Consider the following 21,732-nt stretch of genomic DNA (forward strand, 5'->3'; position numbering starts at 1 on the left):
TGTTTTGCACTCCGATTCTGGCCATTACGACTGTTGCGAACTGAGTTCGCTTCATTTCCAACCTCCAACAGTCACTACGCTGACCGTTGGAGCTATGCGGGGGTGGGAGTAAAATAGTCCACTGGGCTATTTTAGCCCGAACTACATGTTTGGAAGTGAGGGGAACTCTTTTTTGACTTAGTCGAGTTCTTTCCCACTCTCATTTTTTCGTGCCAAGATGCTTATTTCATGGTATAATGATTCAGTTTGAAAAAATTGTGTAAAGGAGATTACATGAATCTATTTCGAAAGAAATCTTTGAGAAAATCAAAGACAGCCATGCACCGTCACTTGAGATTGGTTGACCTGATTCTCCTTGGAATTGGCTCCATGGTTGGAACGGGAATTTTTACTGTAACGGGGTTGGCAGCTGCAGAATATGCAGGCCCTGCCTTGGTCGTCTCTATCTTGATCGCAGCGGTTTCAGTTGGTTTGACAGCATTGTTTTATGCTGAGTATGCCTCTCGCATCCCAGCAAATGGGGGGGCCTATGGGTACTTGTATTCCATTTTTGGGGAATTTCCTGCTTGGTTAGCGGGCTGGTTGACCATCATGGAATTTTTAACAGCTGTTTCGAGTGTTGCCTCTGGTTGGGGGGCCTACTTGAAGGGGCTCTTAGCCAATATGGGGGTTACCTTACCTACTGCCTTGAATGGCACTTTTAATCCTCAAGCAGGGACCTATATCGATATCCTACCTGTCTTGGTACTTGGTTTTGTAGTGGGGGTAGTTCTCTTAAATTCTAAGGCAGCTCTTCGTTTCAATTCTGCCCTGGTTATTCTGAAATTTTCTGCCTTGGCGCTCTTTTTGCTCGTTGGAATCTTTCATCTTCAACCAGCGAATTGGTCCAATTTTGCCCCCTATGGCTTTGGTGCTATCTATGGTGGTGAGGCGGGAATTATGGCTGGTGCCTCGCTAATGTTTTTTGCTTTCTTAGGTTTTGAGTCCATCTCTATGGCGATCGATGAAGTAAAGCAGCCTGAAAAAAATGTTCCAAAGGGAATTGTCATTTCCCTGTCCATTGTCACCATCCTTTATATCCTAGTGACCCTGGTCCTAACTGGGATGGTTCATTACAGTCAGTTGAATGTAGCGGATGCGGTTGCCTTTGCGCTGCGACAAGTGGGTATGGGTTGGGCAGCATCTTATGTCTCTATTGTTGCGATTTTGACTCTCATTACAGTGTGTATTTCGATGACCTACGCTCTCTCGCGAATGGTTTACTCCATTAGCCGCGATGGTCTCTTGCCGAAATCTCTCAGTCAATTGACTACAAAGAGCAAGGTGCCAAAAAATGCAACCATCTTAGTTGGCATTTTTGCCGCAATCTGTGCAGGAGTTTTTCCTCTTGCAACCATCGCTTCCTTCCTGAATATCTGCACCCTGGCTTATCTGATTCTCTTAGCTGCAGGGATTATTCGATTGAGACAGAAAGAAGGACCGGCAAAAGAAGGACAATTCTCTACTCCATTGGTTCCGATTTTGCCAATCATCTCTATCTTGATTTGCTTGTCCTTTATGTTTCAATATGGACTAGCAACTTGGCTAGCATTCTTCCTAGCCTTGCTCATCGGAACAGGTATTTATTTCTTTTACGGCTACAAGCATTCAGAACTCAATCATTTGAAATAAGTTAAATCCCTGTTCTATACAGGGATTTTTTTGCCTATATTGTCTTGCAAAAAAATCTTGGATTGACTATAATAAAGATAGAAAAGATAGGTCTGATTGAGAGGAGGAAAGTCTATGACAAATCAATCGATTCGTGAGCGTGCTCGAGCAATTTGGTCAAGTACAGATGGTCTGGTTGGAATCTTTTTAGTTCCAGTTTTGCTGGGTTTACTAGTTGAACTAGTCAATCATTTGCTCAATTCCATCTTTTTGGTGAGTAAATTTCGTTATTTTTATCAGCAGATTCCTATTTACAATGACGGCACTCATTTCCAGCATGTGACGCTTGATTTTGGGATTGAATATACTTTTTTGTTTCAATTCCTTGTTGAATTGCTCTTCCTAGTTGCCCTGTTTCAAGTTTTGCAACGAGTTCGTGAAGTGACGCGTCAGCTTTCTTATAAGGAGAGTTTCCGCATTCTCTTTGGACCACGTTTTGTACCGATTGTCTTAGCGACCATGGTGAAGGAGTTTATTCTCTATCTAGCTTCCCTTCCTTTGATTGTCGGCTTAGTCACGGGACTCGGTCTAATTCTAACACCAAATCTCTATTTTCTGTCCTACGGGGTTTTGCCCGATTTTAGTCCATTAGTTACAACTAGCGTCGGTCTCATCAGTCTTGGTCTGATGGTCTTTGGCCTACTCTTATCTCTCTATGTTGACTTGAGCCTAAAGCCAATGTACTTCTTGTTGCATGATCAGTTAGAAGCTGGTGTATTTCAAAATCCCTTCAAACTGATGAAACAAAGTTGGCAGTTGATGAAAGGGAATCGCATGAGACTCTTTCTTTTGGATTTTTCTTTCTTCTTCTGGTGGGTTGGTATACTATTGACATTCGGTCTCTTAGCGATTTATGTAATGCCCTATTATTGGACTTGTCAAGCCCTTTTCTATGAAGATCGCAAAAGCCAGTCTGCTGATTTGTATCAAACATTTTTTCTGACTGCAACAAAATAATGCTCAAAAAAAGCCTGTTAAGCAGGCTTCTTTTTCTTTAAAAATAAATCGTAGGTTAACCAGCAGATAATTAGGGATTGGACCAAGAGGCTGATGACGGAACCTTCGACCCCGAAGCCTCCACCGGATAGCCACTCCGGTCCCATAGTGCGAACTTGGATAAAGGCTTGCCCTGCCTCTGAACCACTAACTGGAAAGGCAAAGACATTGCCTTGGAAACAGTTCCAAGCTGCATGTAAGCCACCAATCAGCCAGACAGTTCCTGTCTTTAGCATGACCAGGCAGGCGAGGATAGCAAAGAGTGTCAGATCCAAGAGCGGGATGAGGGAGATAGCGTCATTTCCCAAGTGGAGTGCGGTGAAAAAGAGTGATGAAATGAGGATACCAACTGGTAGATTGTAGCGAGCTGCTAGAGATGAAAACATCCAACCTCTGGTTAGCAATTCTTCCGTTGTCCCTTGGATAGACCAAGCTAAGGTTAGAATCAAAAATTGCCCCAAAAATAGTGGTGAAAAATGGAAGCTCACAAATTCAATGGCGCCACAGACCCACATCAAGGCCACACAGCTAATCAACATAGCTGCTCCCAAGCCCCATCCCAGAAGAAAATCCTTGACGGCACTCGCTTTGGTCAGACCGATTCCAAGCCAGGGGCTGATTTCTACCTTTCTTGCCCACAGAATGACAGCTAAACTGATAAAGGCAAAGGCAAATAATTCAAAACAAAGTGTTATAAATGCATTATCCTCAAAGGCGAATAGAAAGGGCATCAAGGTAAAATAGCCGATCATTTCCGCACCGACGGTCAAGAAGAGACCGACCACAGGAGAGAGGAAAAAATTTAAATTAAAGGCTGACTTAGCCTTTTCTGAAATAAATGCAGTTTTCATGAAACCTCCCAGTACAGTTTTATACTAGTTTATCATATTTTCTAAAGGAAAACTAGACCAAACCGAAATGAGTATGGTAGAATGATACAAAAATAGAGTGGGAGAATGTCTATGCAACTAAAGGATTGGCTCAAGGAGTTTCAGTTACAAAACAAGCCATTAGTGGGTCCATTTTTTTATGGCACACCTCTGGCGCTTCGATTTGAAATTGGACCTGCGGAGGAGGCTGAAACTCTTCCTAAGAAAGTTTATCTGGACCGAGCTTATGCGCGTGCGGTTGAATTGATGGAGCAGGCAGTTTCAGAATACGATTATCTAGTTCTCTCCCTACTTCATGAGGAAGAAAGAGATGGCGATACTTACCTCTGGCATTTTACATCGAAATACAACTTTGACAAATGTCCAGTGCCTGAGCGGATAGAAGTGGAGGATTGGACGGGAGAAATGCTGGTCTTTGAACGCTATCTTTTCCCTGTTACCGGTCAAGATTTGAAAGCTTTGCTGAGGGAGATTATCCGAGCCGACCATGATGGTTTTCACTACCTTTCAGCCTCAGTCCACTTTTTGTCAAGCCAGGATAAAATCATCTACCATTGCTATGACGATAGGGGAGTAGATATTGCCATCCTTGATAACGATAAACGACACCAGCTCTTTACTGACTGTCGTGACCTCTTGTTTGACTATGATATGGAGGAGATGGAGAGGAGAGTACAGGTACAGAAAAACAAGGACACCAGATAGTTGGTGTCCTTGTTTTTATTCTTTTTCGACGAAAAACAGAACCATGATTTGTAGGAAGGTAAAGCCGAGGATGAAGGGAAGGGCCTCCCAAGAAATGACTTCCAGTAGTTCGTTGATGACTAGGCTTGGTCGGGTAAAGATGTCCCAGGAATTGAGACGGGCATAGCGTCCGATATGAATGGCAAAGCTTGATAACAGGGATAGACCGCAAATGATTGTCAGTCGAAACCAGTAGGACTTAATTGAAAATCCGTCGAAAATTAGCCGTAAACTTTCCACGCCAGCCATTACTCCAAAGAAGATACTTGGGACATAGAGCATAAAGAGAATCATGTTTTCTCGTTGCCAAAGGGCGGTGCTGGCAAAATGCATGTGGACGATATCTGTTACCATATAAAATGTATTGGGGTAGAAGAAGAGCCAGAGTAAGCCAATCCCGATTTTTATAAAGGGCTGTTTGATTCCTTGAACGAGAAAAGCCAGGTCGAGAGCAACTAGGGCCAAAAACATGTTCCAGGTCAAATCAGGAGCGGTAACCCCATAGCGTTGCAACCCAGCTGCAATAATAAGAAAGAAGAGATGAATAAATAGCGTTTTTTTAGTGTAAAATTGTGAAAACATAGGAAACCTCTTTCAGTAATCTGTGTCTAGTATAGCATATCCCAAGGGAAAAATGGGAGGCTGTCACAGATTTGTTAGTTTGTCATTGGATAGAAAAGGACCTGTAAAAATTGACCCAAAAAGAAAACAGCATGTAACAAGCGATTACATACTGTTTTTCTGTCTTATTCATCAACTGCAAAGACCAAGACCATGATTTGCATGAGTGTGAAGCCCAGGATAAAAGGAAAGGATGACCAGTTGATAGCTGAAGTTAAGCCATTAAGAAATACGAGTGGTCGTGTAAAAATGTCCCAACTATGCAGATTAGCATAACGACCAATGTAGATTGCATAGCTTGAAAACAGAGATAGGAGACTGATGAATAAGAGTCGAAGGCCGTAAAATTGAATGCCATACCCCTTAAAAATCAATTCGACACTTTCTACCCCAGCCATTATACCAAATAGAATAGCTGGAACATAGAGCATGAAGAGAATTAAGCTAGATTGCTCCCAGAGAGCATTGCTTGAAAACTGTAAATTCACAATCTCCGTCAAGATATAAAAGGTATTAGGATAAAAGAAGAGCCAAAAAGGCGTAATCAAAAGCTTGCTTGCGGTGTGGTTGTTCTGACGCACCAAAATCGCAAAGTCCAAGGCTAGCAAGGCCCAGACCATATTCCAAATCAAGGCAGTATTGCCAGCCCCATATAGGAACATCCCTCCTGCAATGATAGCAAAAAATAGATGGATGAGTAGATTTTTAGGTGAAAACATAGATAACCCCATTCTTTTTCATAACTTCTTCTAGTATATCATATATTAGAAGGATTGTGGACGGGAAGTCGCTTTGTTTTTACACAAAAATATGATAAAATGGGGTATTGTCAATAACAGGGTTTCATTTGCTCTGAATTTGAAAGGAAAAAACATGACAAAAACACCGTTTTACATTACCACACCGATTTATTATCCGTCTGGCAAGCTCCACATCGGATCGGCCTATACGACCATTGCCTGCGATGTCTTGGCTCGCTACAAGCGGCTCATGGGCCACGAGGTTTTCTATCTGACAGGGCTTGATGAGCACGGGCAGAAGATTGAGGAGAAGGCAAAAGAGGCTGGTTTGACACCGCAAGCCTACGTTGACGGCATGGCGGTTGGGGTCAAGGAGCTCTGGAACTTGTTGGATATCTCTTACGACAAGTTTATCCGCACGACTGATGATTACCACGAGGAAGTGGTGGCGGCTGTTTTTGAAAAATTGCTGGCGCAGGACGACATTTACTTGGGAGAGTATTCTGGTTGGTACTCTGTATCAGATGAAGAATTCTTCACTGAAAGCCAATTGGCAGAGGTATTCCGTGATGAAAATGGTAAGGTAACAGGCGGTATCGCTCCGAGCGGTCACGAGGTTGCCTGGGTATCAGAAGAGTCTTACTTCCTCCGCCTCAGCAAGTATCAAGATAAATTGGTTGAGTTTTTCAATGCTCATCCAGACTTTATCCAGCCAGACGGCCGCCTCAATGAAATTATGAAAAACTTCATCGAGCCAGGCTTGGAAGATTTGGCAGTATCGCGTACCTCATTTACCTGGGGCGTGCCTGTACCGTCCAATCCAAAACACGTTGTCTATGTTTGGATTGATGCCCTGCTCAACTATGCGACGGCCTTGGGCTATGGTCAGGAAGAAAGAGCCAACTACGACAAGTTCTGGAATGGCACAGTTTACCATATGGTTGGTAAGGACATTCTTCGCTTCCACTCCATTTACTGGCCAATCATGCTTATGATGTTGGATATGAAGTTGCCAGACCGCTTGGTCGCTCATGGCTGGTTTGTCATGAAAGACGGCAAGATGTCCAAGTCTAAGGGCAATGTGGTCTATCCAGAAATGTTGGTCGAGCGTTTCGGCCTGGATCCACTCCGTTACTACCTCATGCGTAGTCTGCCAGTCGGCTCTGACGGAACCTTTACACCAGAAGACTACGTTGGCCGTATCAACTATGAACTGGCCAACGACCTTGGAAACTTGCTCAACCGTACGGTTGCGATGATTAACAAGTATTTCGGTGGTCAGGTACCAACCTTGGTTGCCAACGTGACTGATTTTGATGCGGACTTGGCGGCAGTAGTAGCTGATAACTTGGCAAGCTACCACAAGTATATGGAAGCTGTTGACTATCCACGTGCCTTGGAAGCGGTCTGGAATATCATCTCCCGTACCAACAAGTACATCGATGAAACAGCACCGTGGGTCTTGGCAAAAGAAGAAGCTGACCGTGACAAGTTGGCAGCGGTTATGGCACACTTGACAGCAGGTCTTCGTGTGGTGGCTCATCTGATTCAACCATTTATGATGATGACGTCAAATGCTATTATGGAACAGCTTGGTTTGGGAACAGCATTTGACCTTGAAAACCTTGACTTTGCAGGTCTTCCAGCTGGTTTGACAGTGGTCGCAAAAGGTACACCTATCTTCCCACGTCTTGATATGGAAGAGGAAATCGCCTATATCCAAGCCCAAATGGGTGGCAGCTCTGCTATTTCCCAAGAGGAAGAAAAAGAATGGAACCCAGCTGACGTGGAGCTGAAAAACGAGAAAGCTGCGATCAAGTTTGAGGACTTCGACAAGGTGGAAATCCGTGTGGCCGAGGTCAAAGAAGTATCCAAAGTAGAGGGCTCTGACAAGCTACTCAAGTTCCGTCTGGACGCAGGTGACGGTCAGGACCGCCAAATCCTGTCGGGTATCGCCAAGTACTATCCAAATGAGCAGGAGTTGGTCGGCAAGAAAGTCCAAATCGTTGCCAACCTCAAGCCACGTAAGATGATGGGCTTGCTCAGCCAGGGCATGATCCTCTCAGCCGAACACGACGGCAACTTGACACTCTTAACAGTCGATCCATCTGTGCCAAACGGCAGTCAGATTGGGTAAAATTGCTTAGAAAAGACACAAAAACCAGCCCTAGTCGGCTGGTTTTTTGATTGCTTTCCATTCCTCTTCTAGAATGGACATAATGAGGGTATCGGCATAACCGTCTGCTGTCTTCTGGCTGTCACGCTTGATGCCTTCCAAACGAAAGCCAGCTTTTTCATAGGCACGCTTGGCACGCGGATTGAAGGAAAAAACTTCCAGTTCCAAGCGATGCAGGCCGACCTACTTAAAAGCAAAGTCTCTGGTTTTCTCAACTGCCCAAGAGTCCAGACCTTGTCCCAGATAATCCTCGTTAAAGATGACAATCCGAAAGTTAGCAGACCTGTTCTCCCTATCCAGTTCATTGATGACAGCTTCACCGATAAAAGTCCCGTTAGGTGCAATCAGCATAAAATCAAACCGGTCAGGGTCAGCGACAATCCGATTGTAGTAGCTGACTACATCTTCTTTTCCATAAGTTCCCGAACTCCCCGTCAGGTAATCAATTTCGGCAGAAGGTTTGGAAAAACAGTCCTCATAATACTTCTCCGCAAGGCCCGCTTGAAAGGACTGCAAGACAAAGCCGTCCTTTTCCCATTTGGCAATTTTTTTAGTCATGTTCCATCTCCTTTCCATCATTCTACCACAAACTCCGAATAGATAAGAAAGGAGAGTTTATGTTAGTAGCCATCGATCAAAAGGGACAAATGATTAATCTCTTGGAAAAACCAGAGGTGAAAAAAGAGGAGTATTTCTGCCCAGCCTGCTCTGGCAAGGTCCGTTACCGGTCTGGAAAAATTCTGCGTTCGCACTTTGCCCACCAAACCTTGCGGGATTGCGATTTCTGGTCCGAGAATGAGTCCGCCCAGCATCTGGAATTAAAAACCATCCTTTATGAGTGGCTGAGGAAGCACGAGGCAGTGAAACTTGAGGTCCCTCTACCTCAGATTCAGCAAGTTGCAGACCTCCTTGTCAATCGAAATCTAGCCTTGGAAGTGCAATGCTCACGCTTGTCCATCTCACGCTTGCAAGAGCGGACCAAGGCTTATCAGAAGGCAGGTATGGTTGTTCTGTGGCTATTAGGTAAGGATCTTTGGCTTGGAGAACGGTTGACCAATCTCCACAAGCAATTTCTGTATTTTAGTATGAATATGGGCTTTCACCTGTGGGAACTGGATGTTGAAAAGCAGGAGCTACGATTGCACTACCTGATTCACGAGGACTGGTATGGTAAGGTTCACAAGTTAACCAAGGTCTTTCCATTTGGTCAGGGAGACTTATTAGCCATTCTGCGATCACCATTTGCTAAGCAAGCTTTGTCCTATTTTACTTGTTCGAGTGATCAGGGCTTGCTGGACTATGTCGCCAAACAGCTCTATTATCGCGTGCCCAAGTGGATGAACTTGCAGGCGGAGGCCTACCAGCAAGGGAAAAACTTACTCAGTCAGTCCTTGGCTGACTTCTATCCCCAAATCCGCCTGCCCCGCTCTGCTATTGGCTTTGCCCAAGTCCGCCAAGACTTAAGCTCCCTCTACCCAGCCTTTGACCAGTATTATGCAGGAGTCAAGGACAAGCGGATACAAACGGTTTATCCACCAGCGGTTTATTGGAAAAACTAGTATGTAAGCCCTCACTTTCCAATGGAAAGCGGGGCTTTTTTGTGGTAAAATAATGGGAACGGAGGATTTTATTTATGTCACAACAACGTCATGAAATCGAAGAAAAATACCAGTGGGATTTGGCCACTATTTTCCCAACAGATGAGGCTTGGGAAGCTGAGTTGGCTGAACTCCAAGTAGAAACAGAAAAGACAAAGGAGTTTGCAGGGCATTTGCTCGACTCTGCTAAGAGCCTCTTGGAAATTAGTGAAACCCAACTTGGCCTCATGCGTCGCATTGAAAAGCTCTATGTCTATGCGTCCATGAAGAACGACCAGGACACTCGTGAAGGCAAGTATCAGGAGTTTCAAGCCAAGGCTTTGGCCCTTTATTCAGCCTTTTCACAAGCCTTCGCCTTCTATGAGCCAGAATTTATGGCCATTACCGAGGAGCAACTGGAAGCCTTCAAGGCAGAAGAGCCAGCTCTGAGTCAGTACAGCCACCAATTTGAAAAACTCTTGGCAGCCAAGGATCATATCTTGTCACAGGAAGTAGAAGAAGTTCTTGCGGCGACCAGCGAGATTTTCGATGCCCCGTCTGAAACTTTCTCTGTTTTGGACAATGCCAGCCTGCGTTTCCCAGAAATCGCAGATGAGGACGGCAAGTTGGTGCCTCTCTCTCACGGCAACTACATCTCCTTCATGGAGTCCAAAAACCGTGAAGTGCGTCAAGAGGCCTATGAGGCACTCTACGAAACCTACGAGCAGTTCCAGCATACCTACGCCAAGACCCTCCAGTCTAACGTTAAGGTCAATAACCTGAAAGCTCGTTTGCGGAAGTACGACTCTGCCCGCCATGCAGCCCTTTCTGCCAACTTCATTCCAGAGTCCGTTTACGATACATTAGTGTCAGCAGTCAACAAGCACCTCCCGCTCTTGCACCGCTACATCAATTTGCGTAAGAAACTCTTGGGAATCGATGATCTCAAGATGTACGATATGTACACACCGCTTTCGAGCACAGATACAAAAGTCACCTATGAAGAGGCCTTGGCTACCTGTGCCGATACATTGGATATCTTTGGTGATGAGTATGCGGCCATTGTCAAAGAAGCCTTTGAAAACCGCTGGATTGATGTCCATGTCAACGAAGGCAAGCGTTCAGGAGCCTATTCAGGTGGTGCTTACGACACCAATGCCTTCATGCTTCTCAACTGGCAGGACAACTTGGACAATATGTATACCCTGATTCATGAAACAGGGCATTCGCTCCATTCTATGTTGACTCGTCAGAATCAGCCTTATGTCTATGGTCACTATTCGATTTTCTTGGCGGAGATTGCTTCGACCACCAACGAAAATCTCTTGACAGAGAAGCTCTTGGCCGAAGTCGAAGACGACAAGACCCGCTTTGCTATTCTCAACCACTACCTAGACGGTTTCCGTGGCACTGTCTTCCGTCAAACCCAGTTTGCAGAGTTTGAGCAGGCTATTTATAAAGCAGACCAAGAAGGTCAGGTCTTGACAGCGGACTTCCTCAACCAGCTCTACGGTGAGCTCAACGAGAAGTACTACGGCTTGTCTGCGGAAGAAAATCCACTGATTCAGTACGAGTGGGCTCGTATTCCACATTTCTATTACAATTTCTATGTTTACCAATATTCAACGGGCTTTGCGGCAGCGTCTGCTTTGGCAGACAAGATTGTCAATGGTAGCCCAGAGGACAAGGAAAACTATCTCAACTACCTCAAGGCTGGTAGCTCTGATTATCCACTCAATGTCATTGCAAAAGCTGGCGTGGATATGACCAAGGAAGACTATCTCAACGATGCCTTCAAGGTCTTTGAAGCCCGCCTGACAGAGTTGGAAGCTCTTGTTGAGAAAGGTGTGCACCTATAAGATGATTTCCTATAACCGCTCTAGTCTGATTCCATTTGCGACGGCAGCTTGTTTATTTGTGATTGCCCTGGGTTTACTGACTCACTCCAAGACTGGGGAGAATCGGTTCCTAATGGCTCTAGTTTTATTGATATCAGCTCTTGTTTTTACTGGCTGGGGGATTTTTATCAGAAGACAAGCACCAGCCCTTGTGATTGGAGAACAGGGTTTCGAACTACGTCCGACCATGTTTGGGCCAAGTTCTAACTTTAGTTGGGAAGATATTGTTTCCATTCAATATGTGGTTCGTCAGAGCGAGGGGCTGCAGTATGTCATCTTGAAAAAAGATTTACTCTTTTATGGAGCGAATCGTCAATTTTTAATCAGTATGCCTGTGGGTAAATTAGCAGAATTTGACTTCAATGATGTCTATCATTTCATCCAAGAGCAAGCCCCTCATGTCACTTGGGAATTTGCGGATGATGTACAGTTTTATTAAGAAAAGCAATGTCGAGACAGCGACAAAATAAATAATGAAAGGAGTTTGCATGTTTACAGAAGAATCTCTCCAAGATATCTTTGAGATTGCGGATATTCTATCAGAAGGTGACGAGATTGTTTACCGTCAACTCAAAGAAATTGTTTTTGCACAAGATCCAGAAGCCTTATTGGACCATCTGGAAACCTTGATTGCGCCTGAGTTCTTCCAAGATTTGTTGGAGAAATTTACGGACTCAGAAAAAAACAATCTATGGTATATTTTGGTCTATCTGCTCATTCAACGCAACTATATTGTTGTGACAGGTCAGACTGAGTTCTTGTCTAGCTTCATTCAAGGTTTTGACAAAGTTCCTTTTATGCAGCGTTCAGGAATCACTCTCTGGTCTAAGCTCTTCCAGTTGGACACGAGAGATAGTCAGTTGAAGTGGATTTCCAATATCAATCACATTTTGCTTTTACAAGATGCGGTAGTAGGTGCCATCTATCTCAATGATGAGAAGAATTATTTCTTCCTTAGTAAGCTAGATCAAATGCAGAAGCTCAGCTATTTGGCAGAACGACTTGGATTTAGTATTCAAATTGCGGGTTAAGTAACCGCCTCCTATGGGAGGTGGTTTTTCCTTATCTTCCTTGACCCTATGCTGTTCCTGTGCTATACTGAGGATTATGGTTGAAACTTATTCAAAAAATGCAAACCACAATATGCGCCGTCCAGTTGTTAAGGAAGAAATTGTGGATTTTATGCGTACAAAACAGGCGCCAAATATCGGATTTTTGAAGGAACTAGCGGAATTTGCTCAAGAAGAAAACATCCCTGTGATTCCGCATGAGACTGTTGCTTTTTTCCGTCTACTCTTGCAGTCTATCCAGCCCAAGGATATCTTGGAAATTGGGACAGCGATTGGTTTTTCTGCCTTACTAATGGCTGAAAATTGCCCTGAAGCTCGGATTACGACCATTGATCGCAACGAGGAGATGATTGGCTTGGCCAAGCGCAATTTTGCCCAGTTCGATGAGCGAAAACAGATTCAACTTTTGGAAGGTGAGGCGCAGGATATCTTGCCCGGCTTGCATGATAGCTCTTATGATTTTGTATTTATGGATTCTGCCAAATCTAAGTACATCGTCTTTTTGCCAGATGTTCTGAAAAAACTGAAAAAAGGTGGCATGGTTGTGATTGATGATATCTTCCAAGGTGGAGATGTTGCCTTGCCAATTGAAGAAGTGAGACGGGGGCAGCGAACTATCTATCGTGGCCTGCATAAGTTGTTTGATGCAACCTTGCAACACCCTGATTTGACAGCCAGCCTAGTCTCCATCAGCGATGGTTTGCTCTTAATCCGTAAAAATGTGGAAGAAGTTGACCTCTTGACTGATGAAAATTAAGCAAATTTTAAGGTTTTGTGATATAATAATTGAGTTAAAGAAAAAAGGAGTAACACATACATGAAGACAAAAAAACTCATTGCAGGAGCTGTTACCTTGTTGGCAACAGTGACTCTTGCAGCTTGCTCAAGTTCAACGGATACTGATATCGTGACCATGAAGGGTCAAACGATTACTGTTTCTGAGTTCTATGAACAAGTGAAGACAAACTCTTCTGCTCAACAAGTTCTCTTGTCTATGGTTATTACAGAAGTTTTTGAAGAAAAATATGGCGATAAAGTCACAGATGCAGAAGTCAATGAAGCTTATGACACAATGGCTTCACAATACGGTGATTCATTTGAAGCAGCCTTGACATCTGCAGGTTTGACAGCTGAAACTTACAAGCAGCAAATCCGTACCAACAAATTGGTTGAGTATGCAGTAAAACAAGCCGCAGAAAAAGAATTGACAGATGAAAACTACCAAGCTGCTTATGAAGCTTATACACCAGAAGTGACTGCCCAAATCATTAAATTAGATGATGAAACAAAAGCTAAAGAGATTTTGGCTGAAGCACAAAAAGATGGTGCTGATTTTGCCCAATTGGCAAAAGATAACTCAACGGATTCAACCACTAAAGAAGATGGTGGAACTGTTACCTTCGACTCAACCTCAACAGATATTCCAACGGAAGTCCAAACAGCAATCTTTGCCTTGGATGAAGGACAAGTGGGAGCATCAGTTGTAACAGTTGTTGATATGACAACCTATACAACATCTTACTATGTTGTGAAATTGAATACCAAAACAGAAAAATCTTCAAACAGGGAAGATTACAAAGACATCTTGAAAGAAGTTATTTTGAAAGAAAAACAGGCTAATTCAACCTTCATCGCAGGTGTTGTTTCGCAAGCCCTTCAAGATGCAAACGTGAAAGTGAAAGATGCAGCCTTCCAAAACGTTCTTTCACAATACATCACATCCACTACTGAAAGTTCTTCAATTTCAGAGTCTAGCTCTTCAACAGAAGCCTCTAGCACGACAGAATCAAGTTCTTCAGGTGAATAATTAAGATTGGAAGGAATACTCTGATTTCAGAAACTTGGCGGTTGTTGCGAGCCAAGACAGACTTCCTTCTTGCTACTTAATTTCTACAATTGAATACAGGTTATGAAATGAGAATGACAAGTCATTGAATGAAGGTGGTACCGCGGTTTTTCGCCCTTCGTTTGGTTTCTTGTTATTTTTTTTGGAGGTTATCATGAAGCAATTTCAAGTGAAACAGCGCTTTACCTTTGGTGGTGAAAAATTTGATATTCGTGATAGTTTTGGGAATCTTGCTTATCAAGTGGAGGGATCTTTTCTCGAAATTCCAAAACGATTTATCGTGACCAATTCCAGAGGTGGGGAAGTTTGTCAGATTACTAAGAAGTTTTTGACCTTCCTGCCCCAGTTTACCATTGATATGGCAGATGGTCATTCTTTCTACTTGCAAAAGGAATTTACCTTTTTCAAGGATCGCTATACTGTGGAAAATCTAGGTTTAATCCTAGACGGAAATATCTGGGATTTGGATTTTCGCTTGAAAAGGCCAGATGGTATGCTCGTAGCTGAAATTTCCAAAGAACTCTTTCATTTAACTTCTCATTACTCTGTTACTGTATTGGAGGATTCCTATGCAGATTTGGTCATTTCCTTGGTGGTCGCAATTGACTACGTCGAAATGATGGAAGATGCATCAACTTAATCTTAAAATAATTGTTCAGTTTAACTGTTTCGTTAAATTGAATCCGCCTAACTATCACTTATGACAGGAAAGGGCATCGAGTTTATTCTGAAATGAACTCGGGCTACGGACTTTGTCAAAAAGAGAAACCCTTCCTAGACGCAAGCATCTTCGTCAGGTTTCCTATTTTGACGGTGTCCGCTTAACGCCCTTAGTATCTTAGTTGAACTCGGTCTACGGACTTTCCCCTAAATTATCAAATATGAAAGGAAATGTTCAATTTAACAGTTTCGTTAAATTGAACCCGAGCTAAAAGCGTCGAGAAAAAGATAGACCGCCTAGTGCGCTGGCGCACAGCGGTGGTCTCCTATTTTCTTCTCGCTTTCTTAACGCTCTTGGTATCTTAGTTTATGAAAAATTTATCTTCTGCTCAAATTCGTCAAATGTGGTTGGATTTCTGGAAATCAAAGGGTCACTCTGTTGAGCCTTCAGCAAATCTTGTCCCAGTAAATGATCCAACTCTTTTGTGGATCAACTCTGGTGTGGCAACCCTTAAGAAATACTTCGATGGCTCTGTCATTCCAGATAACCCACGGATTACAAACGCTCAAAAATCTATCCGTACCAACGATATTGAAAACGTTGGTAAGACAGCCCGCCACCACACTATGTTTGAAATGCTTGGTAACTTCTCTATCGGTGATTATTTCCGTGATGAAGCGATTGAGTGGGGCTTTGAGCTCTTGACAAGCCCAGAATGGTTTGCCTTTCCAAAAGACAAGCTCTACATGACTTACTATCCAGATGATGTGGATTCATACAATCGTTGGATTGCTCTTGGTGTTGAGCCAAGCCACTTGATTCCGCTTGAAGATAACTTCTGGGAAATTGGTGCAGGTCCTTCTGGTCCAGATACGGAGATTTTCTTCGACCGTGGTACTGACTTTGACCCTGAAAACATTGGTATCCGTCTCTTGGAAGAAGATATTGAAAATGACCGTTACATTGAGATTTGGAATATCGTTCTGTCACAATTCAATGCTGATCCAGCGGTACCACGTTCTGAGTACAAGGAATTGCCAAATAAAAACATCGATACGGGCGCAGGTTTGGAGCGTTTGGCGGCTATTTTCCAAGGGGCTAAGACTAACTTTGAAACCGACCTTTTCTTGCCAATCATTCGTGAAGTAGAAAAGATTTCTGGTAAGACCTATGACCAAGATGGCGACAACATGAGCTTCAAGGTTATCGCAGACCATATCCGTGCTTTGTCATTCGCTATCGGTGACGGTGCCCTTCCTGGGAATGAGGGCCGTGGTTATGTTCTTCGTCGTCTCCTTCGTCGTGCTTCTATGCATGGTCAACGTTTGGGCATTACGGAGCCATTCTTGTACAAATTGGTGGAGACAGTTGGCAATATCATGGAAAGCTACTATCCAGAAGTACTTGAAAAACGTGCCTTCATTGAGAAGATTGTTAAGAGCGAAGAAGAGTCATTTGCTCGTACTATCCATACAGGTTCACAATTTGCTGAGCAATTGATGGACAAATTGGCAGCAGAAGGTAAGTCTGAGATTGATGGTCGTGACATTTTCAAACTCTATGATACCTATGGTTTCCAAGTAGAATTGACAGAAGAATTGGCTGAGCACCGTGGTATGACCCTTGACATTGCTGGCTTTGAAGCGGCTATGAAAGAGCAACAAGACCGTGCCCGTGCTTCAGTTGTCAAAGGTGGTTCAATGGGCATGCAAAATGAAACCCTGGCTGCTATCACAGAAGAGTCGACCTTTGTTTATGGTCAAACAGCTCTTGAGGCAAGCTTATCTGTCATTGTGGCTGATAATGCGCGTACAGAAGCAGTTTCAGAAGGTCAAGCCCTCCTTGTCTTTGACCAAACACCATTCTATGCAGAAATGGGTGGTCAGGTTGCAGACCATGGTTTTGTGAAAAATGCTGCTGGAGATATTGTTGCGACTGTCATCGATGTGCAGAAAGCACCAAATGGTCAACCATTGCACACGGTTGAATTGACTGCAAGCATTTCAGTTGGTCAAACCTACACACTTGAAATCGAAACAAAACGCCGTAAGGGTGTTGAGAAGAACCACACAGCAACTCACTTGCTCCATGCAGCTCTTCACAATATTATCGGTGAGCACGCAACGCAGGCTGGTTCTTTGAATGAGCAAGACTTCCTCCGCTTTGACTTTACGCACTTTGAGGCAGTTACTGCGGAAGAACTTCGTCGTATTGAAGAAGAAGTCAATGAACAAATTTGGAATGCCATTCCAGTTGTGACGGTTGAAACTGATATTGACACAGCTAAGGAAATGGGTGCCATGGCCCTCTTCGGTGAAAAATACGGTAAAGAAGTCCGTGTGGTGACAATTGGTGATTATTCTGTTGAACTCTGTGGTGGTACCCACGTTGGTAACACCGCTGAAATCGGTATCTTTAAGATTTTGAAAGAAGAAGGTATCGGTTCAGGTACTCGCCGTATCATTGCGGTAACAGGCCGTGAAGCCTTCCTTGCCTATCGTGACCAAGAAGATGCCCTCAAAGAAGTGGCAGCAACCATCAAGTCACCACAGATCAAGGAAGTACCAAACAAGGTTGAAAGTCTTGCTCAGCAAGTTCGTGACCTGCAAAAAGAAAATGCAGCTCTGAAAGAAAAAGCGGCGGCTGCCGCTGCTGGTGATGTCTTCAAAGATGTCAAAGATGCTAACGGCATTCGCTACATTGCCAGCCAAGTCCAAGTTTCTGATGCAGGTGCCCTTCGTACCTTTGCAGATAACTGGAAGCAAAAAGACTACTCAGATGTCTTGGTGCTAGTTGCTGCAATCGGTGACAAGGTTAATGTCCTTGTAGCTAGCAAATCAAGCGATGTCCATGCAGGAAACCTCATCAAAGTCCTTGCTCCAATCGTTGCAGGTCGTGGTGGTGGTAAGCCAGATATGGCCATGGCAGGTGGTAGCGATGTCTCTGCAATCCAAACACTCTTGAACAGCGTAGCTGACAACTTGTAATCTATACTGAAAAACTCTTTTATCCATTGGATAGAAGAGTTTTTTGCGCGTTATTCTAGTCAATTTGACAAGCTTCATAAACTTTTTGACAAAGATGCTTGTCAAAAAGAAAAGGAAGTGTTACAATGATATCAAGACAAAGAGATGAAAACGAATTCATCGGGTAAATAAACAGAAAGTAGGAAATAAATATGAAAAAGATAAATCAAATTGACATTACACGTTTTGTACAACTTATCGCTACCATCTATCTAGTTTTTGTCTTGCTGGCTGACATTATGAAATGGCAGCAGTTGGATAAAACCCATGTCGTTCTTGCTATTTGCACCATCGCAGTGACAGATGAGCGCTTGAAGAAACTAGCTGGCAGAAAAGAGTAAAAGGAAAAATTTGTCGAAAGTAAGTGGTGGAAAGTTATGAAAAACAATAGCAATAAAAAAGGAATGTTGATTACAGGAACAAGCGTTGTGCGAGGAGTGCAGGTTCTAGTTGCACTATATTTGATTTATAGTTTGCTTCAAACCATTGTATTTGGTCAGGAGATGGACATGACGCTCTTGTTGATGATGATGTGGTCTATATGGATTTTGGAAATCTCTCTCAGCAGCAAAAAGGAGAAGAAAAATGAGTCAGACAATTAAAAACGGAATGAAAGTGTTGGTACTTTTCCTAAGCTTATTTTTGATCAATATTCTGGTGTTTAAAGTTTTATATTGGCTAGGCTTTGAGATGAGTTTAACTGGGATAAGTTATCTATTTCCTCCATTGCTGGCGACATTGGTGACAGCTCTGCTATTTTATAAAAATAAATCTAAGGAGTAGAAACATGGAAGCGAAAATGAAATTATTTGAAGTTAATATCATGGAAAATAAGAAATTTGTCTGGGGTTTGAATATTCTTGCTGTGGCACTCATCTTTCCATTTGCCTTCGTATTTGGAATGATAGGCAGTTGGTTGATAGCTAATGGTTCGCAATACTCGGAACTGGCTGTATCTAAGGTATGGTTGCTTTTCCCTATCTATATTCTTTTAATAGTTGTACATGAGGCTATCCACGGCATCTTCTTCAAAGTTTTTTGTCCTGAAAATCCTGTCAAATACGGGTTTAAATGGAGATCAGGGATGGCTTATGCGACCAGTCCAGGTTCGCTCTACAATCGGATGCAAATGTTAGTAATCAGCCTGGCTCCCTTTGTTGTGATTAGTTTGGGATTGACAATGTTAGCAGGTTTGGGGATGATGAATAGTACTCTTTACTTCATGCTGGCAACCATGCACGCTGCATCTTGTGCGGGGGATTTCTACTATAGTTATCTTTTATTGGTTAAGTTTGCCAAGGAAAATATAGCTGTCGAAGACACAGAAACAGGCTTGATTATATACCAAGCCTAGAAAGGAAAACTCATGGAATATGTCTTAAAAAATCGGCTCAAGGAATTGCGAGCCAGAGATGGTCTCAATCAGACAGAGCTAGCAAAGTTAGCAGAGGTATCACGGCAGACCATTAGCTTGATTGAGCGGGGCGAATACACACCCTCGGTGGTCATCGCTATGCGGATTGCACAAATTTTTAATGAACCGCTTGAATCAGTTTTTCAATTAGTGGGAGGGGAAGAATCATGACAAGATTTTGTTGTGTCTCACCTAGTTTTTTAGTAGCAGTAAAGGAGAAGTAATATGGTATCAAATCAGTCAGATAAGAAAAAGGCAAGGATTCGTAGAAATAGTGTTCATTTTATTAGTGGAATCTTAATTGGTGCATTTGCGGGAATTTTTAGAGCGATTAGAGAATTTGAACAGTTGCCAGCTTTCCTGACCATGGACAATCTGCTCACTGCCTTACGCTGTGTTGAAGTGGCTCTGCTTATTGCAGCAGCTTATGTGGTTTATCGCTTTCTAGCTTCTCAGAAAGCCTTTCAAGCTTGTTCAGAAGATAATGAGGAGGAGTATGAACGGTTGTACAATCTTTCGCATCGGCAATTAGGTTATTTGTCTGTACTTGTCAATATTTTGGCGAGTTTAGCTGTTGTCTGTCTCTTACTTGGAAATGATATCCATAGTGACAAGGAGGGCTTGAGTTTTTTCTTTTCATTTTTTGAAATTGGCATGTTTCTTGTCATGATTGGTCTGCAGTTTATTTTTGTTAAATTGAATAATATGGTTCGTCATTACAAGCTATCTTTGTTTGCAACGGATGAGGATATGGTGGATTACCTTAACTCGCTGGATGAGGGAGAAAGACAGGCCTACTATGTAAACAGTCATCAAATTGTTTTTAATTTGAATTTTCGTATCTTGCCTCTGCTCTATGTATTGGTATTTGCGGTTAGTGCAGCGACCGGTCAGGCTCAAGTCTTGGGGTATTTAGTGGTGGCCATTGTGCATATTTATATCAATTTGCTACAGGTTAAGTCGGTTCAAGCTTATTACCGTTAACAGGCTCAAATGGACTCATCAGGTCCAAGTCAGAAGAAATGCGCTAGCTTTTCTAAAAGAAATAAAAAAGTTTCGCTCTAATGAGTGAAACTTTTAATGTGCTTTTTTTGATTACAAACCGTAAAGGTAATCATCGTCCTGCATAGCTTCCACTTCACCAAGAAGATAGCCGTTACCGACTTGGGAGAAGAAGTCGTGGTTAGATGTACCGGTTGAGATACCGTTCATGATGATTGGGTTGACATCATCTGCTGAATCTGGGAAGAGTGGATCCTGACCCAAGTTCATGAGGGCCTTGTTGGCGTTGTAACGAAGGAAAGTCAAGACTTCCTCAGTCCATCCAACTGCATCATAGAGGGAGCGTGTATAGCCCTCTTCGTTTTCATAGAGTTGGTAGAGCAGGTCGTACATCCAGTCGCGGAGTTTGTCCTGTTCTTCCTCGGACAATTCATTGAAACCAAGTTGGAACTTGTAACCGATGTAGGTACCGTGCACAGACTCGTCACGGATAATCAGCTTGATGATTTCTGCAACGTTGGCCAGCTTGTTGTTACCAAGGTAGTAGAGTGGCGTGAAGAAACCAGAGTAGAAGAGGAAGGTTTCTAGGAAAACGCTGGCTACTTTCTTTTCAAGCGGTGTACCTGTTTCGTAGATTTCGTTGATAATCTTTGCCTTGCGTTGCAAGTATTCGTTGCTGTTGGTCCATTCAAAGATGTCTTCAATCTCAGACTTGGTGTTCAAGGTTGAGAAGATAGAAGAGTAAGACTTAGCGTGAACAGACTCCATGAATTGAATGTTGTTGTAAACAGCTTCTTCATGCGGTGTACGAATATCGTTGCGAAGAGCTTGGACACCTGTTTCAGATTGAAGGGTATCCAAGAGGGTCAAGCCACCGAAGACCTTACCAACCAGGTCTTTTTCTTCAGCAGTCAGTTTACGCCAGTCATCCAAGTCGTTTGATAATGGGATACGTGTATCGAGCCAGAATTGCTCGGTCAATTTTTCCCAAGTTGACTTGTCGATCACATCCTCAATGGCGTTCCAGTTTATGGCTTTGTAGTAGGTTTCCATATTTCTCTCTTTCTTTTCTAGAAATATCTACACTATTGTATCATATTTTTTGCTAAAAAACGCCCCAAGGACGTTCTTTAGATGCTTTAGCATTAGTGTCTTACGACACGTAGAAACTGAAGACGATATTTCTTCAGTTTCGGAGTTAGTAAGGTAGCTAGCTAATCCGCTCATAGCGGTTAGCGTAGATTAGGTAGTTGATTTATCAACAGCTAATCCCTTGCAAGTTACGACCTGAGAAAAGTCGCTCGAACTTAACGACTTTTCGAGGTAGTAAGCCACTTAGGTACTGACCATATAGTCAGTAC

General features: G+C 43.1%; 24 protein-coding genes. 18 read left to right on the forward strand and 6 right to left on the reverse strand.

The features are described 5' to 3' along the window. Positions 1 to 273: 273 nt before the first annotated feature. The gene (locus tag JNG37_RS07735) at positions 274 to 1,671 is read left to right on the forward strand and encodes an amino acid permease (protein ID WP_158457058.1); all 1,398 of its coding nucleotides are present in this window, start codon (positions 274 to 276) and stop codon (positions 1,669 to 1,671) included. Positions 1,672 to 1,785: 114 nt separating this feature from the next. After that, a complete protein-coding gene (locus JNG37_RS07740) occupies positions 1,786 to 2,667 on the forward strand; it encodes a DUF975 family protein (protein ID WP_158457056.1) in 882 nt (293 codons plus the stop codon). Between the two features lie 17 nt (positions 2,668 to 2,684). Here JNG37_RS07740 and JNG37_RS07745 read toward each other — a convergent pair whose 3' ends face one another. Next, complete coding sequence (locus JNG37_RS07745; RefSeq protein WP_158457054.1) at positions 2,685 to 3,557, reverse strand: CPBP family intramembrane glutamic endopeptidase; 873 nt, start codon at positions 3,555 to 3,557, stop codon at positions 2,685 to 2,687. A gap of 111 nt (positions 3,558 to 3,668) precedes the next feature. Here JNG37_RS07745 and JNG37_RS07750 point away from each other — a divergent pair, with 111 nt between their 5' ends. Next, positions 3,669 to 4,301 carry a DUF3885 domain-containing protein gene (locus JNG37_RS07750; protein WP_158457052.1) on the forward strand — a complete coding sequence of 211 codons (633 nt, stop codon included), beginning with the start codon at positions 3,669 to 3,671 and terminating at the stop codon, positions 4,299 to 4,301. 15 nt (positions 4,302 to 4,316) lie between these two features. Here the strand turns inward: JNG37_RS07750 and JNG37_RS07755 are convergent, their stop codons facing one another. Next, positions 4,317 to 4,922, reverse strand: coding sequence for a DUF1361 domain-containing protein (locus JNG37_RS07755; protein ID WP_158457050.1), 606 nt, complete (start codon positions 4,920 to 4,922; stop codon positions 4,317 to 4,319). 164 nt (positions 4,923 to 5,086) lie between these two features. After that, positions 5,087 to 5,680, reverse strand: coding sequence for a DUF1361 domain-containing protein (locus JNG37_RS07760; protein ID WP_158457048.1), 594 nt, complete (start codon positions 5,678 to 5,680; stop codon positions 5,087 to 5,089). A 91-nt stretch (positions 5,681 to 5,771) separates the two neighbouring features. Here JNG37_RS07760 and metG point away from each other — a divergent pair, with 91 nt between their 5' ends. Then, complete coding sequence (gene metG, locus JNG37_RS07765) at positions 5,772 to 7,838, forward strand: methionine--tRNA ligase (protein ID WP_261979907.1); 2,067 nt, start codon at positions 5,772 to 5,774, stop codon at positions 7,836 to 7,838. Between the two features lie 30 nt (positions 7,839 to 7,868). On the opposite strand, the gene JNG37_RS07770 is transcribed toward metG, so the two are convergent. Next, positions 7,869 to 8,045: a GNAT family N-acetyltransferase gene (locus JNG37_RS07770; protein WP_158457044.1), complete on the reverse strand. Its 177-nt coding sequence runs from the start codon at positions 8,043 to 8,045 to the stop codon at positions 7,869 to 7,871. Between the two features lie 15 nt (positions 8,046 to 8,060). Further along, the gene (locus JNG37_RS07775; protein WP_158457042.1) at positions 8,061 to 8,435 is read right to left on the reverse strand and encodes a GNAT family N-acetyltransferase; all 375 of its coding nucleotides are present in this window, start codon (positions 8,433 to 8,435) and stop codon (positions 8,061 to 8,063) included. Between the two features lie 59 nt (positions 8,436 to 8,494). Between JNG37_RS07775 and JNG37_RS07780 the strand changes: the two genes are divergently transcribed. From JNG37_RS07780 to JNG37_RS07845, 14 genes are all read left to right on the forward strand, one after another. Next, the gene (locus JNG37_RS07780; RefSeq protein ID WP_158457040.1) at positions 8,495 to 9,436 is read left to right on the forward strand and encodes a competence protein CoiA; all 942 of its coding nucleotides are present in this window, start codon (positions 8,495 to 8,497) and stop codon (positions 9,434 to 9,436) included. A 74-nt stretch (positions 9,437 to 9,510) separates the two neighbouring features. After that, positions 9,511 to 11,313: an oligoendopeptidase F gene (gene pepF, locus JNG37_RS07785; protein WP_158457038.1), complete on the forward strand. Its 1,803-nt coding sequence runs from the start codon at positions 9,511 to 9,513 to the stop codon at positions 11,311 to 11,313. Position 11,314: 1 nt separating this feature from the next. Beyond that, a complete protein-coding gene (locus JNG37_RS07790; protein WP_158457034.1) occupies positions 11,315 to 11,791 on the forward strand; it encodes a hypothetical protein in 477 nt (158 codons plus the stop codon). A gap of 49 nt (positions 11,792 to 11,840) precedes the next feature. After that, positions 11,841 to 12,383, forward strand: coding sequence for a DUF6630 family protein (locus JNG37_RS07795; RefSeq protein WP_158457032.1), 543 nt, complete (start codon positions 11,841 to 11,843; stop codon positions 12,381 to 12,383). 76 nt (positions 12,384 to 12,459) lie between these two features. After that, positions 12,460 to 13,179: an O-methyltransferase gene (locus tag JNG37_RS07800; RefSeq protein WP_158457030.1), complete on the forward strand. Its 720-nt coding sequence runs from the start codon at positions 12,460 to 12,462 to the stop codon at positions 13,177 to 13,179. A 60-nt stretch (positions 13,180 to 13,239) separates the two neighbouring features. After that, positions 13,240 to 14,229, forward strand: coding sequence for a peptidylprolyl isomerase PrsA (gene prsA / locus JNG37_RS07805; RefSeq protein ID WP_158457028.1), 990 nt, complete (start codon positions 13,240 to 13,242; stop codon positions 14,227 to 14,229). Between the two features lie 193 nt (positions 14,230 to 14,422). After that, entirely contained in the window at positions 14,423 to 14,908 is a 486-nt protein-coding gene (locus tag JNG37_RS07810) for an LURP-one-related/scramblase family protein (RefSeq protein WP_158457026.1), read from the forward strand. Between the two features lie 389 nt (positions 14,909 to 15,297). After that, positions 15,298 to 17,916, forward strand: coding sequence for an alanine--tRNA ligase (gene alaS / locus JNG37_RS07815; RefSeq protein ID WP_158457024.1), 2,619 nt, complete (start codon positions 15,298 to 15,300; stop codon positions 17,914 to 17,916). A 191-nt stretch (positions 17,917 to 18,107) separates the two neighbouring features. Beyond that, complete coding sequence (locus JNG37_RS07820; protein WP_158457022.1) at positions 18,108 to 18,296, forward strand: hypothetical protein; 189 nt, start codon at positions 18,108 to 18,110, stop codon at positions 18,294 to 18,296. Between the two features lie 36 nt (positions 18,297 to 18,332). Then, positions 18,333 to 18,557, forward strand: a complete 225-nt coding sequence (locus JNG37_RS07825; RefSeq protein WP_158457020.1) for a hypothetical protein — start codon at positions 18,333 to 18,335, stop codon at positions 18,555 to 18,557. Continuing rightward, the gene (locus tag JNG37_RS07830) at positions 18,541 to 18,738 is read left to right on the forward strand and encodes a hypothetical protein (protein WP_158457018.1); all 198 of its coding nucleotides are present in this window, start codon (positions 18,541 to 18,543) and stop codon (positions 18,736 to 18,738) included. The genes JNG37_RS07825 and JNG37_RS07830 overlap by 17 nt, the downstream gene beginning before the upstream one ends. A 4-nt stretch (positions 18,739 to 18,742) precedes the next feature. After that, the gene (locus tag JNG37_RS07835) at positions 18,743 to 19,309 is read left to right on the forward strand and encodes a DUF3267 domain-containing protein (RefSeq protein WP_158457016.1); all 567 of its coding nucleotides are present in this window, start codon (positions 18,743 to 18,745) and stop codon (positions 19,307 to 19,309) included. A 12-nt stretch (positions 19,310 to 19,321) separates the two neighbouring features. Beyond that, positions 19,322 to 19,540 (forward strand): helix-turn-helix transcriptional regulator, encoded by a 219-nt coding sequence (locus tag JNG37_RS07840; RefSeq protein ID WP_158457014.1) that lies wholly within the window; start codon positions 19,322 to 19,324, stop codon positions 19,538 to 19,540. A 54-nt stretch (positions 19,541 to 19,594) separates the two neighbouring features. Then, on the forward strand, positions 19,595 to 20,353 hold the full coding sequence (locus tag JNG37_RS07845) for a DUF3169 family protein (protein ID WP_158457012.1): 759 nt from the start codon (positions 19,595 to 19,597) through the stop codon (positions 20,351 to 20,353). A gap of 111 nt (positions 20,354 to 20,464) precedes the next feature. Here JNG37_RS07845 and nrdF read toward each other — a convergent pair whose 3' ends face one another. Beyond that, complete coding sequence (gene nrdF / locus JNG37_RS07850) at positions 20,465 to 21,424, reverse strand: class 1b ribonucleoside-diphosphate reductase subunit beta (RefSeq protein ID WP_004299066.1); 960 nt, start codon at positions 21,422 to 21,424, stop codon at positions 20,465 to 20,467. Between the last annotated feature and the right edge of the window lie 308 nt (positions 21,425 to 21,732).

The organism is Streptococcus suis (genome assembly GCF_016775005.1).
Taxonomy (GTDB): Bacteria; Bacillota; Bacilli; order Lactobacillales; family Streptococcaceae; genus Streptococcus; species Streptococcus suivaginalis.

Bases quoted from the DNA above. Each gene is read 5' to 3' on its own strand.
- JNG37_RS07835 (WP_158457016.1), top strand. From the start codon at position 18,743: ATGGAAGCGAAAATGAAATTATTTGAAGTTAATATCATGGAAAATAAG.
- JNG37_RS07830 (WP_158457018.1), top strand. From the start codon at position 18,541: ATGAGTCAGACAATTAAAAACGGAATGAAAGTGTTGGTACTTTTCCTA.
- pepF (WP_158457038.1), top strand. From the start codon at position 9,511: ATGTCACAACAACGTCATGAAATCGAAGAAAAATACCAGTGGGATTTG.
- JNG37_RS07750 (WP_158457052.1), top strand. From the start codon at position 3,669: ATGCAACTAAAGGATTGGCTCAAGGAGTTTCAGTTACAAAACAAGCCA.
- JNG37_RS07800 (WP_158457030.1), top strand. From the start codon at position 12,460: ATGGTTGAAACTTATTCAAAAAATGCAAACCACAATATGCGCCGTCCA.
- prsA (WP_158457028.1), top strand. From the start codon at position 13,240: ATGAAGACAAAAAAACTCATTGCAGGAGCTGTTACCTTGTTGGCAACA.
- JNG37_RS07820 (WP_158457022.1), top strand. From the start codon at position 18,108: ATGAAAAAGATAAATCAAATTGACATTACACGTTTTGTACAACTTATC.
- JNG37_RS07810 (WP_158457026.1), top strand. From the start codon at position 14,423: ATGAAGCAATTTCAAGTGAAACAGCGCTTTACCTTTGGTGGTGAAAAA.
- JNG37_RS07845 (WP_158457012.1), top strand. From the start codon at position 19,595: ATGGTATCAAATCAGTCAGATAAGAAAAAGGCAAGGATTCGTAGAAAT.
- JNG37_RS07735 (WP_158457058.1), top strand. From the start codon at position 274: ATGAATCTATTTCGAAAGAAATCTTTGAGAAAATCAAAGACAGCCATG.
- JNG37_RS07775 (WP_158457042.1), bottom strand. From the start codon at position 8,435: ATGACTAAAAAAATTGCCAAATGGGAAAAGGACGGCTTTGTCTTGCAG.
- JNG37_RS07840 (WP_158457014.1), top strand. From the start codon at position 19,322: ATGGAATATGTCTTAAAAAATCGGCTCAAGGAATTGCGAGCCAGAGAT.
- JNG37_RS07790 (WP_158457034.1), top strand. From the start codon at position 11,315: ATGATTTCCTATAACCGCTCTAGTCTGATTCCATTTGCGACGGCAGCT.
- JNG37_RS07755 (WP_158457050.1), bottom strand. From the start codon at position 4,922: ATGTTTTCACAATTTTACACTAAAAAAACGCTATTTATTCATCTCTTC.
- alaS (WP_158457024.1), top strand. From the start codon at position 15,298: ATGAAAAATTTATCTTCTGCTCAAATTCGTCAAATGTGGTTGGATTTC.
- JNG37_RS07740 (WP_158457056.1), top strand. From the start codon at position 1,786: ATGACAAATCAATCGATTCGTGAGCGTGCTCGAGCAATTTGGTCAAGT.
- JNG37_RS07745 (WP_158457054.1), bottom strand. From the start codon at position 3,557: ATGAAAACTGCATTTATTTCAGAAAAGGCTAAGTCAGCCTTTAATTTA.
- JNG37_RS07825 (WP_158457020.1), top strand. From the start codon at position 18,333: ATGAAAAACAATAGCAATAAAAAAGGAATGTTGATTACAGGAACAAGC.
- JNG37_RS07760 (WP_158457048.1), bottom strand. From the start codon at position 5,680: ATGTTTTCACCTAAAAATCTACTCATCCATCTATTTTTTGCTATCATT.
- JNG37_RS07795 (WP_158457032.1), top strand. From the start codon at position 11,841: ATGTTTACAGAAGAATCTCTCCAAGATATCTTTGAGATTGCGGATATT.
- metG (WP_261979907.1), top strand. From the start codon at position 5,772: ATGATAAAATGGGGTATTGTCAATAACAGGGTTTCATTTGCTCTGAAT.
- JNG37_RS07780 (WP_158457040.1), top strand. From the start codon at position 8,495: ATGTTAGTAGCCATCGATCAAAAGGGACAAATGATTAATCTCTTGGAA.
- nrdF (WP_004299066.1), bottom strand. From the start codon at position 21,424: ATGGAAACCTACTACAAAGCCATAAACTGGAACGCCATTGAGGATGTG.